At 47.6% G+C, this 16,471-nt stretch carries 14 protein-coding genes; 2 read left to right on the forward strand and 12 right to left on the reverse strand.

The window, feature by feature from the left end; all coding sequences use genetic code 11:
- Positions 1 to 5: 5 nt before the first annotated feature.
- The 4 genes from oppB to RH45_RS04850 all read right to left on the reverse strand — a co-directional run bounded on the left by oppB (position 6) and on the right by RH45_RS04850 (position 4,359).
- Positions 6 to 926, reverse strand: a complete 921-nt coding sequence (oppB, locus tag RH45_RS04835; RefSeq protein ID WP_008074417.1) for an oligopeptide ABC transporter permease OppB — start codon at positions 924 to 926, stop codon at positions 6 to 8.
- A 79-nt stretch (positions 927 to 1,005) separates the two neighbouring features.
- Entirely contained in the window at positions 1,006 to 2,616 is a 1,611-nt protein-coding gene (locus RH45_RS04840; RefSeq protein WP_008074418.1) for a peptide ABC transporter substrate-binding protein, read from the reverse strand.
- A 270-nt stretch (positions 2,617 to 2,886) separates the two neighbouring features.
- Positions 2,887 to 3,651, reverse strand: a complete 765-nt coding sequence (locus tag RH45_RS04845; protein ID WP_008074419.1) for a hypothetical protein — start codon at positions 3,649 to 3,651, stop codon at positions 2,887 to 2,889.
- Between the two features lie 42 nt (positions 3,652 to 3,693).
- A complete protein-coding gene (locus RH45_RS04850) occupies positions 3,694 to 4,359 on the reverse strand; it encodes a GntR family transcriptional regulator (protein WP_008074420.1) in 666 nt (221 codons plus the stop codon).
- Between the two features lie 240 nt (positions 4,360 to 4,599).
- Here RH45_RS04850 and RH45_RS04855 point away from each other — a divergent pair, with 240 nt between their 5' ends.
- On the forward strand, positions 4,600 to 5,139 hold the full coding sequence (locus tag RH45_RS04855) for a redoxin domain-containing protein (RefSeq protein WP_008074421.1): 540 nt from the start codon (positions 4,600 to 4,602) through the stop codon (positions 5,137 to 5,139).
- Positions 5,140 to 5,193: 54 nt separating this feature from the next.
- Here RH45_RS04855 and RH45_RS04860 read toward each other — a convergent pair whose 3' ends face one another.
- From RH45_RS04860 to RH45_RS04875, 4 genes are all read right to left on the reverse strand, one after another.
- Positions 5,194 to 5,580: a winged helix-turn-helix transcriptional regulator gene (locus tag RH45_RS04860; RefSeq protein ID WP_008074422.1), complete on the reverse strand. Its 387-nt coding sequence runs from the start codon at positions 5,578 to 5,580 to the stop codon at positions 5,194 to 5,196.
- Positions 5,581 to 5,658: 78 nt separating this feature from the next.
- Positions 5,659 to 6,891, reverse strand: coding sequence for an ABC transporter substrate-binding protein (locus RH45_RS04865; protein WP_008074423.1), 1,233 nt, complete (start codon positions 6,889 to 6,891; stop codon positions 5,659 to 5,661).
- A 2-nt stretch (positions 6,892 to 6,893) separates the two neighbouring features.
- Positions 6,894 to 8,324, reverse strand: coding sequence for an ATP-binding protein (locus tag RH45_RS04870; RefSeq protein WP_008074424.1), 1,431 nt, complete (start codon positions 8,322 to 8,324; stop codon positions 6,894 to 6,896).
- Entirely contained in the window at positions 8,314 to 9,021 is a 708-nt protein-coding gene (locus RH45_RS04875) for a response regulator transcription factor (RefSeq protein WP_008074425.1), read from the reverse strand. Before RH45_RS04875 ends, RH45_RS04870 begins: the two co-directional genes overlap by 11 nt.
- A 241-nt stretch (positions 9,022 to 9,262) precedes the next feature.
- On the opposite strand from RH45_RS04875, the gene ptsG reads away from it, so the two are divergent.
- A complete protein-coding gene (gene ptsG / locus RH45_RS04880) occupies positions 9,263 to 10,705 on the forward strand; it encodes a glucose-specific PTS transporter subunit IIBC (RefSeq protein ID WP_008074426.1) in 1,443 nt (480 codons plus the stop codon).
- Positions 10,706 to 10,777: 72 nt separating this feature from the next.
- Here ptsG and RH45_RS04885 read toward each other — a convergent pair whose 3' ends face one another.
- From RH45_RS04885 to RH45_RS04900, 4 genes are all read right to left on the reverse strand, one after another.
- Entirely contained in the window at positions 10,778 to 11,578 is an 801-nt protein-coding gene (locus RH45_RS04885; protein WP_008074427.1) for a PhzF family phenazine biosynthesis protein, read from the reverse strand.
- A 146-nt stretch (positions 11,579 to 11,724) separates the two neighbouring features.
- A complete protein-coding gene (locus tag RH45_RS04890) occupies positions 11,725 to 13,839 on the reverse strand; it encodes a type I secretion system permease/ATPase (protein WP_008074445.1) in 2,115 nt (704 codons plus the stop codon).
- A gap of 14 nt (positions 13,840 to 13,853) precedes the next feature.
- The gene (locus tag RH45_RS04895) at positions 13,854 to 15,764 is read right to left on the reverse strand and encodes a bifunctional diguanylate cyclase/phosphodiesterase (RefSeq protein WP_008074446.1); all 1,911 of its coding nucleotides are present in this window, start codon (positions 15,762 to 15,764) and stop codon (positions 13,854 to 13,856) included.
- Positions 15,765 to 15,769: 5 nt separating this feature from the next.
- Positions 15,770 to 16,432 carry a transglutaminase-like cysteine peptidase gene (locus RH45_RS04900; protein WP_008074447.1) on the reverse strand — a complete coding sequence of 221 codons (663 nt, stop codon included), beginning with the start codon at positions 16,430 to 16,432 and terminating at the stop codon, positions 15,770 to 15,772.
- Between the last annotated feature and the right edge of the window lie 39 nt (positions 16,433 to 16,471).

Here is a 16,471-nt window from a genome sequence, read left to right on the forward strand (position 1 = left end):
ACCTCCTATATACGAATGCGCGGGTCAATAACGGTGTAGAGAATATCGACCACCAAGTTGAAAAAGATGGTCAGCGCAGCGACGATCAGCGTGATTCCCATCACTAGCCCGTAATCCCGATTGAGCGCACCTGACACGAAGTGTTGACCCATGCCACCGGTACTAAAGAAAATATCGATGATGACGGAGCCGGTAATGACCGCGACAAAACTGGGACCCAACATGGCGATAATCGGGATAAGGGATGGACGTAAAGCGTGATGAAACAAGATGTAGCTGGTGGACAACCCTTTGGCTTTCGCAGTTCGAATATAGGGTTGATTGAGGGTTTCAATCATGGCGCCGCGCATTACCCTAGCAATACTGGCGACAGACCCGATGGCTAAGCTGAGCACGGGTAATACCAAAAATGACAACTCACCGCCTTCCCAACCACCGGCTGGCAATAAATTGAGATGAATGGAGAAAATGGTAACTAATACTGGCGCCAGTACGAAGGCAGGGATAACGACACCTGTCATCGATAAAGACATCAGTAAGTAGTCGAGTTTGCCATTGCGGTTTAGCGCAGCAATGGTGCCTAATACCATGCCAAGTGGAACAGAGATGCAAAAAGAGATCACTCCCAGTACCGCAGAAACGGGCCAAGATTGTGCGACTAACTGCGTGACCGTGAAATCTTGGTAGACGAAGCTCGGCCCTAGATCACCTTGAATAAAATTGCTGATGTAGATGAAGAACTGAACGATGAAGGGTTCGTTTAGATGAAACTTAGCCTCGATATTGGCGCGGACAACTTCCGGCATTGGGCGTTCCATATCGAAGGGACCACCCGGCGCAATGTGCATTAGCCAGAATGAGACTAATGCAATGAACAGTAGCGTGGGTACCGCGATGAGTAACCGGCGAAGAATATACAACAACATGACGTATCCTTTCGTTAGAAAAAAGCCCGAGACCTACAGGGACAAAGAATTATGTAGGCTCGGGCAAACCGTCCCAGTATTAGTGGGCTCTGACGTAAACGTTCTTGCGGTAGTATGACGATTCTGGATTGGTGCGCTCGTAGCCGCCGACGTATTCCTTAATCAGGTATTGGTCGTTGCCATTGCGATACATTGGAATGATCGCCATGTCTTCAATTAATAGCTTCTCAGCAGCAATGTAATCAGCAGAAGGGTCGCTTAACGTCTTCGACTCTGTCATTAAGCGGTCATATTCTGGGTTGTTGTAGTTAGAGTCGTTGTACTCACCGGTTGAAACAAAGATATCTAACCAAGTGGACGCTTCGTTGTAGTCGGCTGTCCAACCGCCACGACTGATGTTGCCCGGATCTTTCAATGCGTAGAATACTTTTGGTTCTAACTGGATGATCTCAACTTGAACACCTAAGACGCTTTTCCACATGCCTGCCATTGCGGTGGCCATTTTCACATCCGTTGAGAAGGTCGGTACCGTAAACGTCAGTTTCAACGGTTTGCTATCACTGAACCCCGCTTCTTTAATCAAGGCTTTTGCTTTGGCGTTACGCTCGGCTTGAGTCCACGTTGCAAACTCAGGAGTATGCGTTTTAAAGCCATCGGTTTGCGGAGGCACTAGGGTGAACATAGGGACCCCACCGTTTTTAACGATGGCCTTGGTAATAATGTTACGGTCAATCGCGTATGACAGCGCTTGGCGAACGCGAAGATCTTGAGTAGGGCCTTTTTCGGTATTGAGGTAGTAGAAGGTCGAACCAAGTGAGGCGCTGGTATCTGCCACTTGCTCAGGGAACTTCTTCAACAGTTTGGCTTTTTGCGCCGCTGGGATAGACAGTGCTTGGTCAATCTCGCCCGCCAAATAGCGGTTGAGTGCGACGTTAGCATCGCCAATTGGTAACCAAGTGATCTTGTCCAAGACGACGTTGTCTGCATCCCAATATTGGCTGTTTTTGACCATGACCATCTTCTCGTTTACTTTCCAATCAGAGACGGTGAATGCGCCATTTGTTACGATGTTTTGCGGTTGTGTCCAAGCGGCTCCATGTTGCTCAATGACTTTCTGCGGTACGGGGGCGAGAACGGGGTGGCTAAGTAGCTTAATGAAGAAAGGCACTGGCTTTTCGAGTGTCACTTCAAAAGTGTAGTCATCGACAGCGCGAACGCCGAGCGTGTTGGCTGGAGCTTCGCCTTTCATGATCTTGTTGGAATTTTTAATACCTGGGATCGCCGCGAACCAAGCATAAGGAGAGGCGGTTTGAGGGTCAATCAGGCGCTGCCAGCTATAAACGAAATCATGGGCCGTCAGCGGGTCACCGTTAGACCATTGTGATTCACGTAATGTGAAGGTGTAGACCGTGTTGTTGTCGTTAGCACTCCAGCTTTTGGCTATGCCTGGAATGGTTCGGCCTTGCTTATCTTGCGTTGTTAAACCTTCGAACAGATCGCGGCCTAAGTTAAATGCTGGCTCAGCGGCTTGTTTAGCGGGATCAATTGAGGTGACTTCTGCGCCATTATTTAATGTGATCTCTTGTTTGTCTGCAAGCTGAGTACCTGTCGGGTAGGGTTTAGCGACAGCATTACCTGTGAGCAGCGCGGTGGCGATAGCACTCAGTGCGATTAGTTTCTTTGCTTTCATAGCTTCCTCGTTATGTCCGTATCGGAGTGGCCCCTTAGCGCTTTATCTGAGAGGGGCGTCAGTCCTTGGAACGGCATAAGGCGCTAACACAGATGGCTAAGGGGATAGGAGGAATGTATATTGTATAAAATTTGCCAGCAAACAATAATTAACATCTTTGTAACAAGGTGGCGAAATGTAATACCACTGGTCTTATAAAGTGAAACTGGGTCAAAAATGGTTAAGATTTAACCGACTTTGGTAGCTGGTTCACAGAAAATATCCTGCATTTTATTGCCGGCGAAAACGGGCAGAGACCTGCTTGAGAAGTTCACCGGTAATTTGAGGGAGTCCATCAGAAAAAAAGATCTGTTGTCCCGGAGTGTTACGAAACAACACATTGGTCAATTCGCCCGTCTCATTAACGCAGTTCGCGGCATGCATCTCACTGACTTTCTGATCAATTTCCTGTTCCAGTTTGAGCCGTTGTTCTGAGGTGAGTCGAACTCTGGCTTGGCAAACTTGAGAGACAGTACCATCCGCCATAGACACCGCCTCAAAGCGGCGTTTGAATAGAGTATCCAGCTTGGTGCCTTCTTCCATGATAAACCGTCGCCCAGAGCGGTAAAAAATCTTATCGCCATGGTTTTCCATGTAACCAAGAATTTCAGCAATACTGAGGTAAAAACGGAGGCTGGTATCGGACAGTTGATACTCTTCGGCTATGTCTTTGGGTGAGCGATTGCATGACGTAACCAAGTAGATGAAGTCGAGTAAGTACGGGTGCTCAACGAACAGCGCATTTTGCTCATCAGAAAGAAACTGCTCGTTATCGCGTTGGAGCTGAATCGCCAGTGTCGACAACTCCATGAGATCGGTATTTAGATGAGTGGTGTACATTAAAATCTTATCGAGCCCCAGAGCCGGATTGTGCAGATGGCGTTTGATGGTCGACAGTGGTACGCCCGTTTTTTCTGACAATGCGCTATAACACAACCCTTCGTCACGAATCTTTTGACGAATGGCAGCAAGCAAAAACTCTGGGCCAATATGCATAGTAGGCACTCACTTCATCAGGTAGGTAAAAAGAAAAAGAGCTTAGCTTTGACGCTCAACCAAAAGATCTCGAATGGCAGCACCTGCTTCTAGGATGTGTTTTTTCAACATGTACTTCGCCCCTTCGATATCCCGGTTTTGGCACATCTCCAGTAAGGCTTTGTGCTCTTTATCGGCTTTAGCGGTGCCTTCGGTGAAGAGTAACTGCATGCGAATGTAACGGTCGCATTTGGTATTGAGGTTGTATATCACATCCATGGTTTCTGGCATATTGGCGGGAGCGTACAGCGCTTTGTGTAACTCGTAGTTGTAGTTACTCCACTCTTCGACTTCATCTCCGCGGTTAACCAGATCATCAAACTTAGCTCGAATTTCATTGGCTCGAGCCAGATCTTCATCTGTCATGTTTTGAATCGCACGTTCAAGTATATGGCATTCAACGACAGCGCGAAGCTCGAACAACTCATCAATTTTGTCTGGTGATAGTTCAGTGACGGTGGCCCCTTTGTGGGCTTCAAAGCTAACCAGCCCTTGAGCTTCCAATTGCATCAATGCTTCACGTACGGGTATACGACTGACATTAAACTCTTTGGCGAGCGCATCTTGACGTAATGGTTGTCCAGTTTTTAACTCACCTTTGAGGATTTTGGTACGAATGGCTTCTTCTACTAACTGGGTCCGAGTTTTAAAAACGGGTTTCTGCGACATCCAAGTCTCCGGTGTTACTTAATCTTTATAATAATTGTATTCAATATACCATCGGTAAAATGGATTGCGATGACGAAGTCTCAATTCGGGCTCTTTTTTGGGGGATGGGTCAATCGAAGGCCGAAATAAAATGCGCTAACTCGCATATCCGACTAGGTTACCAAAAGTTAACTAGTTGTTTGTCTAGCAGTGAGTCCCTATATTGAGTTTCAGGCATATAGGATAACGCTAGGAGAAAGCATGGCACATTCAGTAAAACTTAAAGCGGGTGACTCGTTTCCATTGTTAAACGCGACCTTATTAGATGGTTCAAGTGTCACGCTCGGCCAGCCACAAGGGAGCGCAAGCTGGCAGGCCGTGTTTGTTTATCGCGGTAAGCATTGCCCACTATGTACTAAATATCTTAACGAAATAGAAAGCTACAAGCAGGCTTTCGCCGATGCAGGCGTTGAAGTGTTGGCAGTATCTGGTGATTCGAAACCGCAATTGGAAACGCATCTTGAGCAGCTCGACATCAGCTTCCCAATTGCTTATGGGCTAACCCAACAACAGATGGAAACACTTGGTTTGTATGTTTCGATTCCTCGCTCTGAGCAAGAGACCGATCATAACTTTGCAGAGCCAGGATTATTTGTTGTTAACGAACATGGTGATCTGCATGTGGTGGACATTTCAAATAACCCGTTTGTACGCCCTGAACTTGGCGCCCTAACGCGAGGTCTCGCCTGGATTCGCGATCCAAACAATCATTATCCTATTCGCGGCACCTTTGACTATTAAGGTGGGCGTCCGCGATGTCATAGTGAGTAAAGAGCGATCAGGTGAGATCGCTCTTTATGTATTCCGAGAGTACGACTTGCTGATTTGAATATTGTGGGTTTCAGACCAAATGCGCAGGTCATTGAGAATCTTGAGTGCGCTGGTGCCAAACTCCGTCAGTTCATAGCTGACGGCAATGGGGCGGTCACTGATCACTTTACGCAGCACCATGCCTTCACTCTCAAGTTCTTTGAGTCTTTGGTCTATCATCTTTTTGCTCGCGCCGCCCAACAGTCGGGCGAGATCGTTGAAGCGTACCGGCCCATCTTTGAGATGATATATGAGTGAGCCTTTCCATTTTCCGCCAATCAAGCGCATGCCTTTTTCAATGGCGCATGGCTCAGTACACGTATAAGCAGCGGTTTTTCTCCCTTTGCTGTCAATTTGGATAGCATTTTTCATTGGATGTCCTCGAACAACGATCTAACATGAAACACTAAGTCACCAAAGTATACTAGTTAACTTTTAGTGATTGCTAGTCTAGTGACTGATCGCGATGGCAATAATACGTTGAATGAGTCTGTCTTCAGACAATGATTTATCACGATAAAAACGAAAAATTTCTGAGTTGATGGCTTGCTGAGCAACCGGGTTGACCGCCATAGAATCAATCATACTTGGTACGGCTTTATCCTGTCTGAGCGCTAGCTCGAATGCTTGATGAGCCTTTACTTGGCAAGGGTTAAAACCATTCATTTCGATGTCGGCGTGAACTGGAATCGAGCCTTTTTTCTGATTGAATCGAGTTTGAAACTCTTTGTCTGCCAATATGTCTGCCACCTGATTGGCTTGGGTTGCGCTAAAGGATTTACTCTTCATGAAGATCAGGCTGTCCATATTGTAGAGAAACATTCCGTCACTCTCTGGAGCTGGATAACAACCTATGTGCTTTGGGACGTCAATGCCTCGCGCGAGTAGATCGCCCAGAATCCAGTCTCCACCGAGTTGGAATAACGCTTGGTCGCTGGCGAGCGCTTTGGTTGCCGTATCCCAGCGCGTGTCCTGCAGCGAGGCGCTGTTGATTAGGCTTAACCGACGAAACTGACGTAATGCTGAGCGTAACTCCTCACTATCAATGCTCTCTTTGTCTAACTGTACCAGCGCTTGGTTATAGAAGGTCACTCCTCCTGTCGCGATAACAAGGTTCTCAAACAGTTGCGCAATTTGCCAAGGTTGCTCTCCAACCGCCAATGGATGAATACCTTTACTCTGTGCCAGGGCCATAAGCTCAAACATTTCCTCCCATGTCGATGGTACAGGGCGGTCGAGCTGCTGAAGTAATACATGATTTACCCAAAGCCAGTTTAAGCGGTGTAGCGTGAGCGGAAGTGCCACGTAGCCAGTGCGGCTTTTATTTATTTGTTTACTCAGTGGGTAGAGGGTTTGATCCCATTGATGTTTCTCACCGGTAGCGTCGACGGAATGTAAGATGCCGATAGCATCCCAAGCTTTGATACTGGGACCTTCGAGCTGAGCAAAGCTAGGTGGGTTACCCGCTAAGGCCCGAGCTTGTAACACCGTCATTGCCGTATCACCACCACCTCCTAGTACCGGACTGGGAGAGAGTTGAATCTTGTGTTGGTTAAGCTGTTGCTTGAGTTCATCCAACGCCCGTGTTTCGCCCATCGAAGTCCACCAATGCAGAAACTCAACGTTTGCTTGCCCCTGTGCTGGGAGAAGAAAGGAGCAGAGCATTAAAGCCAACTTTTTCATATTTAGTCTCTTGGGAAAGATAGAATTGCGCGCAGCCCGCCAGTCGGGCTATGAGTCAGAGCAAGTGAACCACCATGCGCTTTGATGATGCTTTGCGAGATAGTTAATCCCAGTCCACTGCCAGAGTGGTGCTTGTCTGCTTGAAAGTAAGGCTGAAACACCTTCTCTAGAAGCTCTTCGTCGATACCAGTACCGTAGTCATCGACAATGACGTCAATGGTGTCCACTTTCTCAAGTAAGCAGATGTCGGCCTTTTCGCCGTATTTAATTGCATTATCGACGATGTTTTGGATGCAGCGTTTAATAGCGAGTGGCTTACCCGTCACCATGGTGTCTAGCTCACCCTTGATAGTGATTCGATCTGAATCGGGCGAGGCCGTAGCCGCAATATGCTCAATCAACTGATTAAAATTGATCGGTTCAATCTCTTCATGAATATCCGTCTCTTTGATGCACTGTAAGGCCCCTTTGACCATTAAGTCTAAGTCGTTGGCCAAACGGGTAAATCGCTCTCTGTCTGTCACGTCATCTAACATTTCTGCACGCAATTTGAGACAGGCGATAGGGGTTTTTAAGTCATGGGATATGGCACCAAACAGCATTTCTCTATCTTTGATGTGGCTATCGATACGGCGATTCATTTTGTTAAAGGCTCGAATTGCTGCTTTGAGTTCTTTGCTGCCCCGTTCTTGTACATGGGGGATATCTAATCGGCTCGACATTAAGGTGGCGGCTTTGGCTAATTCTCGTATTGGTTGGATCTCTTTTCTGACAATAAACCATGTACAAGTTAACAACAGCAGCGCAGAGAGCAAAATGGTTAACCACTGGCGCAAATCAAAGTAGCTGGTCTCTAAGTTGATATATGGGGCGGGGAGCACAGCAGCAAGATAGAACCACTCATTTTCTGCCACTTCGACTTGGATAACCAAAATAGGTGGGTTAAGTGCGCCAAATGACAAGGTGTAATGTGCCCACAGTAACGGTAATTCATCAATAGGTAGCTCGTTATTGAAGACTTTCAAATTGTCTCGTTGAGTAAACTCTACCGAGATGTTGGGCACATTGTGCAGCTCGCTTCTAAGCACCTGCTGAACTTTATCAAGGACTAATGTTTTTCTGTCACTTTCAGGGAGCGGAACCACGCCAATATGATGGTTGTTGAGTGAGACAAAGAAGCGTGTTCCGCCCATGTTTCGAAGTTGGTTGAGAACCAAATGACGATATTCGGCAGGTAAGGTTTGAAAGAATGAGATCGTAGAAGAGGCACTTAAGGCTAAGCTTTGGACGGTATTGGTTAACCCTTGCTCATCCCGTTCATTGGTGTGCTGATACCAAATCATACCTGAAAGTAACTGCGCCAAAACAATCACCACCAGCAAAAACACGCTGGTTCGAAACACTAATGAGCTAAACCAAGTCTTAATTTTCATAGTAGACATCCGCGGTCAGCATGTAGCCTTTGTTGCGAACCGTGAGAATGAGCGAGCGGTCTTTATCTTCTAGGTGCTGTCGAAGGCGGCTTATTTGCACGTCGATACCGCGTTCAAAAGGTTCAGCATCACGGCCCCAAATCTCTCGTGCGATATCATCACGAGATAAAATCGCTTTAGCGTTGCTAACGAATAAGCCTAGAAGGGAGAGGTCCGCGCCGCTCAACTGTTTTACCTGCTTACTGCCTGGGCTACTAAGCTGGCGAGTGACCATGTCCAGATGCCAATCGTCAAATTTAACTCGGCGCTTTAGCTGGATTTGGTTATCAGGTTGGCTGCGACGAAGGATGGTTTTTATCCGCGCTAACAGCTCTCGAGGGCTAAATGATTTGGTGATGTAGTCATCGGCGCCCATTTCTAAACCGGCGACACGGTCCGCTTCCTCAGTGACTGCGGTCAGCATAATGATTGGAATTTGGGAGTCTTGGCGCAGCTGGCGACATAAGCAAAAGCCGTCTTCACCGGGCATCATAATATCGAGAATTATCAGATCAGGCGTTGTGTGTTGCAGCGTTTGCCACATGGCTCGCCCGTTTTCGGCACCGAGTACCTCAAAGCCAGCTCGTCCTAGGTAATCCGACAAAGCTTCTCGCAACTCTTGATTGTCGTCGACGACTAAAATCCGTTTGTTTTCCATCACCTATCTTCCTGATTGTTGGCTATAGATATGATGCATTTATAAGCAGTTTCGCACAATGGAGGTGCGTCTAATTTACGGGTTACAAAGAGACTATTTTGTAAGCTGCCACTTACAAACTGGATGGAATTCGTAACCTTCGCGGCTTCTGTTCTCGATATGATCTTGCTGACTTTACGTGAAACAGAAACCTAAACGATTTTAGGTCGATAGCAAGGCTGACGAATGTCAGGAGGGAACCATGTTTGCAAGTATATTTGGACAACTACAAAAAATAGGCCGGTCGCTGATGCTACCAGTGGCGGTGCTGCCAGTGGCAGGATTGATGCTCGGTATCGGTAACGCGGGATTCGCGTTTATACCTGAAGCACTCAGTCAAGTGATGTTGGCGGCGGGTGATGGTGTGTTTGGCAATATGCAGCTGATGTTTGCTGTGGGTGTTGCTTTGGGCTTGTCAAAAGGTAACGACGGCGCGGCGGCATTGGCGGGTCTGGTTGGATTGATCATCATGAACGCCTCGTTAGGCATTGTCACTGGGCTACGAGGGCTAGAGACTGACGCAACGATAATGGGCGTTAATACACTCCAGACGGGGGTTTTTGGTGGCGTTATTATCGGCGCGGTTGCCGCAATGATGTACAACCGATTCTATAATATTCGCTTACCTGAATACTTAGGCTTCTTCGCGGGTAAGCGATTTGTGCCGATTGTTACTGGCTTATCCGCCATTGTGGTTGGTGGACTATTAGCCTTTGTTTGGCCACCAGTCGGACAGCTTCTGGATGCCTTTTCTCACTGGGCGGCGTATCAGAATCCGGTGGTCGCTTGGGCTGTTTATGGTGCGGGTGAGCGTTCATTGTTGCCTGTCGGTCTGCACCATATTTGGAATGCACCTTTCTTCTTTGAAGTTGGTAGTTACATTGACCCCGATACTGGCAAAGAGATCACCGGTGAACTAACTCGATTCTTTGCGGGCGACAAAACCGCGGGTTACTTGTCAGGTGGCTTTATGTATTCAATGTGGGCGCTACCTGCGGCGGCTCTAGCGATTTATCACTGTGCGACCCCAGAGCGCAAGAAAATCGTCGGTGGCTTAATGATGTCAGCCGCGTTAACGTCTTGGTTAACAGGCATTACGGAACCCATTGAATTTACTTTCTTGTTTGTTGCTCCCGTTTTATATGTGATTCATATTTTCCTTACTGGCATCGCGTTCGCGATTACTGCATCGTTAGAGATAAAACACAGTACCGACTTTGCCCACGGTGCAATTCAATTCTTCTTGTATTACCCGATGTCGACCAATGCATGGATGTTCATCATTATCGGTCCACTGTGGGCAGCCCTCTACTACGGATTGTTCCGCTTCTTGATTACCAAGTTGGATCTGAAAACACCCGGGCGTGAAACCGAGTTGGTAGAAGTGAAGTTTGCCGGTAAGCCAGATGAAATCGCGGTGGATGTTGTCGTAGCTCTTGGTGGTAAAGCGAACATCAAAACAGTCGATGCTTGTATTACGCGTTTGCGTGTCTCAGTCAAAGATATCGCAAACGTTAATGTCGAAAAGCTTAAACAGCTTGGCGCGCGGGATGTAGTAGTGATTGGCGACAGTTTGCAAGCCATATTCGGTACCCAGTCGGACTCGATTAAATCAGAAATCCATGGCGTTCTGGCGTTGTCTTAACCTTACCGCCCCCCTATTTGGTAAGTACTGCCAACCTTAAACAAGGTTGGCTTTTTTTGTTTTCACCGACAGTTATACGCTGATATTACCGCGAATCACGGTGACGGCAGAGCCGGACAAGGTCACTCTGCCGCCTTGCTGTAGTGTCATCATCACTTCACCCCCACGATTTGAGGCTTGATACGCGTTGATGGTAGAACGGCGCAGTTTCGCTGCCCAGTAAGGCGCGAGAGCACAATGCGCTGAGCCAGTGACAGGGTCTTCATTGACGCCGACCCAAGGAGCAAAATAGCGTGAAACGACATCGTACTCTTGTTGAGATGATTGCGCGGTAATGACCACGCCGCGCCCTGGCAGTGCGCGCATTGCGTCGAAGTTGGGAGACAAGTCATTCAACACCTGCTCACTGATAACCTCAATGAGCTGCTTGTTATCAAAGGTGTGGTAGCTCACGATGTCGTCTGGGGTTAAGCAAAGTGCTTGGACTAGATCCAAATCAGGCTGTTGTGCTGAGTTAAGGTGAGCGATTGGAAAGTCGAGTTCAATACCTGAATGGGTCAGCGTGGCATGTAACGGGCCTGAGAGTGTATTGAAACAGACAGACTCACCAAGGTTAATAAGGCCACACTCCGCCATGATTTGAACGGTGGCGAGTGTGCCGTGGCCGCAGAGTTTAACTTCGATTTCAGGGGTGAACCAACGCAGTCTCATATCGGATGTGGTGAGAAAAGCGGTTTCTGACACTGCCATTTCCCGAGTAATGGCCATCATCAGTGTTTCTGATAACGGCTGTTGAGTAATCACGACGCCCGCCGGGTTGCCTTTAAATGGTTCCGTAGTAAAAGCATCGACTTGATAGATTGCAAGATCCATTGCCACTCCCTTTGTGCTGGTGGTCTATTTAGCCAGTTGGTTTTACTGGATGCTATCACTGGCGTTGTCTTTGATACCAGTAAAAAGAGCAATAAAAAACGGCATCAAGAAGGATGCCGTTTTTAAGTTTGATGTCGGAGTGGCGTTTAATTCACCGCTCTGACTTTACCCTGTTTGAGGTTATTGAGTACCTCGGCTTTAGGACCATCGGCGATCACACAGCCTTTTTCCATCACGATGACACGGTCTACAACGTCGAGCATGGACGTCTTGTGGGTAATCAAGATAAGAGTTTCGCTAGATTTTAACTGAGCTAACTGCTGCTTGATGTGCATTTCTGAGCGGTTATCCATTGCACTGGTGGGTTCGTCCATCAATAACACTGGAGGTCGACCAAGTAATGCTCGGGCAATGGTGACGGCCTGACGTTGGCCTCCCGATAGCATTTGGCCGCCTTCACCCACTTGACGCTCTAAACCGGCTGGGTCTTGCTGAGTAAAGACTGTGACACCTGCTCGGTTAGCCGCGTCCATGACATCTCGGTCATCAGCCAATGGACGACCAAGCGTGATATTGTCACGAATAGAGCCATAGAACAGTTGGCTATCTTGTGGCACACAGCCAACGTTGCGTCGAATATCAATGTGATGCAACTGTTGAATATCAGTGTCATCGATGCGTACGTGGCCCTCTGTTGGCTTATACAAGCCCATGATCAATCGCTCTAGGGTGGTTTTACCTGACCCAATTCGGCCAATGATCGCCACTTTCTCACCTGGGTTGATCGTTAGGCTCAGATCGCGAACCGAAGCAATCGGAGACTCTGGGTAGTGGAAGGTCACTTTATCCAGCTCAATCTTACCGTGCACAATAGGGCGATGGATGTAGCGCTTACCTTCTTCCTGCTCGTCAGGCATTTCCATCACTTGTTCAATGATGGTCATAGAAGATTTGGCTTGGTTATAACGAGTTGAGAGTAGCGATAGTTGCACCATTGGGCCAATCGCTCGACCACTCAGCATGGTCGCGGCAATTAATCCACCCATGGTTAGGTCGCCTTCCGCAATCAAATAAACACCGAGAATGATCATACCGACGTTAGAGGCTTGTTGAACAAAGCCTGCGGTGTTTTGAATACCATCGGTGATGCGGCGGCTCTTGATGTTCCAGTTGGCCATATGGGCAACGGCTTCTTCCCAACGGAACTGGAATTGGCTTTGTGCGCCGAACAGTTTAACGGTTTCAAGACCCGCTAAGCTTTCAATCAAGTTAGCGTACTTTTGTGACGCGAGTCGAGAGCCCTCTTCAATGGTACGACGCAGTGGCCCTTGGATGAGCAGAGAGTAGATAATCAGAATGACAACACCGACAATCGGCACCAGTACCAAGTTACCCGCCATTAGCCAGATCAGTACCAAGAACAAGATGGCAAACGGTAGGTCGATCAATGAACCAATCGTCGCCGAGGTGAAGAATTCTCGAATCGACTCAAACTCTTGCAGGTGTCGAGCAAACGCACCGACAGATGGAGGCCTTGCTTCCATGCGAATGCCCATGACTTTACTAAATAGCTTGGACGAAATCAGGATATCTGACTTTTTCCCTGCGACATCAATAAAGTAGCTACGCATGAGTTTAAGCGTAAGGTCAAATAAGAAGATAACAAAAATACCGCTGGCCAAAACCCATAAGGTCTCAAAGGCGAGGTTTGGCACCACCTTGTCATAAACCAGACGAGTAAACATAGGCGCAGCAACAGCAAACAAGTTGATCAGAATTGATGCGATCAACACATCGCGATAGATGCGCTTAGACTGCCAGATGGTGCTCCAGAACCAATGGCCTTCTTTTGTCTTTAGAACTTCGGGTGAGCGCTCATCGTAACGGAACTGTTTTTTTACCAAGAAGTAGCGGCCAATGTACTGCTCTTCGAGATCGCTCCAACTGATGGAGACTGGCACCAGCCCAGAATCACCAGTTACGATTTCAACTTCGTTGCCGTCTTCGCTGATGCTGTTAAGCACACACGCATCACCACCTTTGAGCAGCAACACCACCGGGAAAACGAGCTGAGAGATCTCTTTGAGTGACGAACGGTTTTCTTTCGCGACCAACCCAGCGCGCTCGGCGGAACGCGGGAACAGAAATGGTGTTAGCTTGCCATCTGTCAGAGGTAGGCCGTTAATCAGCGCCTCTGGAGAATTGGCTAGGCCGTAATAGCGGCTAACGTAGATAAGCGAATTTAATAGCGGGTCCTGCATGCTATACCTTTTTCCTATTTATCTACGATGAAGCCTTGGAAGACTTCAATAAAGTGCTCAGACAAGAAGTCGAGCTGAGTTTGAGTTTCAACACGTGAAGCAATGGTCTTGATTCCTAAGTTATGCGCCGTTCTTGAAATGGAAGTCAGAGTAAACTTCTGCTTCTCATCATCTAGGTGATGGGTGTAGAGGTAATCCAACTTAACATAAGCGGGACGGAACTCATTAATGTAATCCAAAGATTGGAAATTACGGCCGTAGTTATCAACACCGAAGTCAGAGCCTGCAGCGCGAATCGCATTACAGAATAGGGCGGTGTGGTGTGGTGAGTTGATAAAGCAGCTCTCAGGAATTTCAAAGTGTAGCAGGGCAGCCTGCGCTTTGTTTTTATTCAGAATCTGAGTCACCCAACGAATAAAGCTAGGTTGGGCGATACTGGTGTGGGAAATGTTGATTGCCACTGGCTCAGAAACTTCCCCTTGTTTAATGCGCTGCACCATAGACTCAATCACGTATTCATCAAACAGGTGGCTAGCATTGAGTTGCTCTAAGGCAAACAGATATTGGTTAGCGCTGTAGCGCTCACCATCTTTCTCAATCGCAGAGAACACCTCGCGATGATAAGTTTGACCCCAAGAATTGTTGGCAGCTTGGAAACGGAAGCTGATCCAATCGTTGCTGATCGCCTCTTCAACCAAGGTTTTCCACTGCTGTTTACCCATGAGGTTTTCAGTGTTGTCGCCAGTGACATAACCGTAAGAGATTTCTGGGTTCGCTTTAGCCGTTGCCAGTGCATTATCCAACATGGTTAAGATTTCACTGCTGCTGACGCTGGTTTCGTTATGCACGACGCCAAGAGCGATACTGGATGTTGCCATACCCGTCGGGTCGCTGTTGATGTCTTGAACGAAGGTCACGATGCTATCGGCGATCAGTTTGAGCTCAGTATCGTCCATGTTTGGCAAGATGAAGCCAAACTCTTCAGTAGAGATACGAGCGAGGGTGACGTTAGGTGAGGTCAGAGAGACTTTTAAGTGATCAGCCAGCTCACGGACCATGCCGTCGCCAAACTCGTAGCCTTTTTCTTCATAGAGCTCACGAATAAAGCTGGCTTCCAAAATAGCCACGCCACCAAAACCGCCTTCGCTCAACCAAGAACTTAGCTGGCTCATGTAGTAAGCACGGTTACCTAACCCAGAGACAGGATCGACGTAAGCACGCTCACGCAGTTGCTGGGCTTCTTTAGCCTGAGCTTGGAACGACTTCTCAAGTTGCGCTGACATGCTATTAATGCCATCAACAACATAAATCAAATCTTGCGTCGCTGGTCGTGGTAATGGATCACCAAACTGGTTGCGAGCGACTTGCTCCATTTTATTGACGATAAGGTTTAGCGGCTTGAGCGCACGTTTGAGAATGAATGAAATAGAGAACAAACCAATCAGAGCGATGATGCAAAAGGCGATGACCAAGCGTTCAAAAGCGAGCCAAAGTTGGACGTAGGCCTGTCCTGGATGACTGACAATCTCGACTTCTGCCAACTGCATCCAACCGCTTGTCACCACTCGGCGGTCATGAATACGCTCGAACAAGTGTAGGTCTGTGAACCACTTTGGTACGTTGTTGGGCTTGACTGGGTAAGAGCGCAGAATCTCTTCGCCCGTATCGAGGAAGATGAGTCGCACGACGGAGTAGCTACTGCCATCGAACAGGGCATTGATGACGGACTCCACCGCGACGCTATCCTTGTCCTCTAAGTAAGGGGCAAGTGCTAAGCCGACAGTGTTGATGGTGTTGTGCACTTCAGACTGTTGCTGCTGAATCAAGTTATTTCTCGTGGTATTGAACTCGATAATAAATACGGAGATCAATAGCATCAAGATTACAGCAATCATCCCAGCGACAAGTTGTTTATATAATGTCATATTGCCTACTCATCAAAATTGACTATTGGTTTATTGAGTTTGAGCGATTTCTCGCGAGCACGGAGATCATTCCATAGGCTTAGCCTTGATGATTTTCCTGCCAACTGTCCTTGTTTAGACTTCATGAGCCAAAGGTTTTTACCGTTAAAACTGTAGATCGGTAATAGGTCTCGGCGCTTGGAAGCGCGCTTTATTTCTGGATCTATGTTGTCTAACAGAATCGGCTCGGCGCTTGGCTTGGAGTAATAAGCCAAAACCATATGGAACTGGTTGAGCTCGATAGCTTTAACGTACACAAGTCTAAGTTTTTTGTCTGAGACACCTAACTCAAGTAAAGAGAAGTACTTAGCAATTGTAAAGTCTTCACAATCACCCGCGTTACTGCCCAAAAACTCAAGTGGGGTAGCCCAGTAATCTTTCTTACCCCACAAGCGATCATCGTTGACGAAGTTAAGTTGATTAAAGAATCGATTCACTTCAGTCAGCTTTTGACGCTCAGAAAGGGATTTGTATTCGGAGATTTCTCGCCGCCAAGTTTCGACTCGGCGAGCAGCGCGATCGCCATAGGTATTGCGCACAGCATCCACCCAGCGTTGCTCCTGAGTGTTCAGGGCAAACGAGGCGGTTGAGCTAAGAAGCAATATAATGGCTGTCAGCAGATACTTCATTAATATGCCAACTCTCTAACAGTGAGCGGTCGGCGTTTT

The sequence above is a fragment of the Vibrio sinaloensis DSM 21326 genome (assembly GCF_000189275.1).
GTDB lineage: Bacteria > Pseudomonadota > Gammaproteobacteria > Enterobacterales > Vibrionaceae > Vibrio > Vibrio sinaloensis.

What these genes read in the sequence shown, in the direction of transcription:
- oppB (WP_008074417.1), bottom strand. Translation starts at nt 926, where the DNA reads ATGTTGTTGTATATTCTTCGCCGGTTACTCATCGCGGTACCCACGCTA.
- RH45_RS04840 (WP_008074418.1), bottom strand. Translation starts at nt 2,616, where the DNA reads ATGAAAGCAAAGAAACTAATCGCACTGAGTGCTATCGCCACCGCGCTG.
- RH45_RS04845 (WP_008074419.1), bottom strand. Translation starts at nt 3,651, where the DNA reads ATGCATATTGGCCCAGAGTTTTTGCTTGCTGCCATTCGTCAAAAGATT.
- RH45_RS04850 (WP_008074420.1), bottom strand. Translation starts at nt 4,359, where the DNA reads ATGTCGCAGAAACCCGTTTTTAAAACTCGGACCCAGTTAGTAGAAGAA.
- RH45_RS04855 (WP_008074421.1), top strand. Translation starts at nt 4,600, where the DNA reads ATGGCACATTCAGTAAAACTTAAAGCGGGTGACTCGTTTCCATTGTTA.
- RH45_RS04860 (WP_008074422.1), bottom strand. Translation starts at nt 5,580, where the DNA reads ATGAAAAATGCTATCCAAATTGACAGCAAAGGGAGAAAAACCGCTGCT.
- RH45_RS04865 (WP_008074423.1), bottom strand. Translation starts at nt 6,891, where the DNA reads ATGAAAAAGTTGGCTTTAATGCTCTGCTCCTTTCTTCTCCCAGCACAG.
- RH45_RS04870 (WP_008074424.1), bottom strand. Translation starts at nt 8,324, where the DNA reads ATGAAAATTAAGACTTGGTTTAGCTCATTAGTGTTTCGAACCAGCGTG.
- RH45_RS04875 (WP_008074425.1), bottom strand. Translation starts at nt 9,021, where the DNA reads ATGGAAAACAAACGGATTTTAGTCGTCGACGACAATCAAGAGTTGCGA.
- ptsG (WP_008074426.1), top strand. Translation starts at nt 9,263, where the DNA reads ATGTTTGCAAGTATATTTGGACAACTACAAAAAATAGGCCGGTCGCTG.
- RH45_RS04885 (WP_008074427.1), bottom strand. Translation starts at nt 11,578, where the DNA reads ATGGATCTTGCAATCTATCAAGTCGATGCTTTTACTACGGAACCATTT.
- RH45_RS04890 (WP_008074445.1), bottom strand. Translation starts at nt 13,839, where the DNA reads ATGCAGGACCCGCTATTAAATTCGCTTATCTACGTTAGCCGCTATTAC.
- RH45_RS04895 (WP_008074446.1), bottom strand. Translation starts at nt 15,764, where the DNA reads ATGACATTATATAAACAACTTGTCGCTGGGATGATTGCTGTAATCTTG.
- RH45_RS04900 (WP_008074447.1), bottom strand. Translation starts at nt 16,432, where the DNA reads ATGAAGTATCTGCTGACAGCCATTATATTGCTTCTTAGCTCAACCGCC.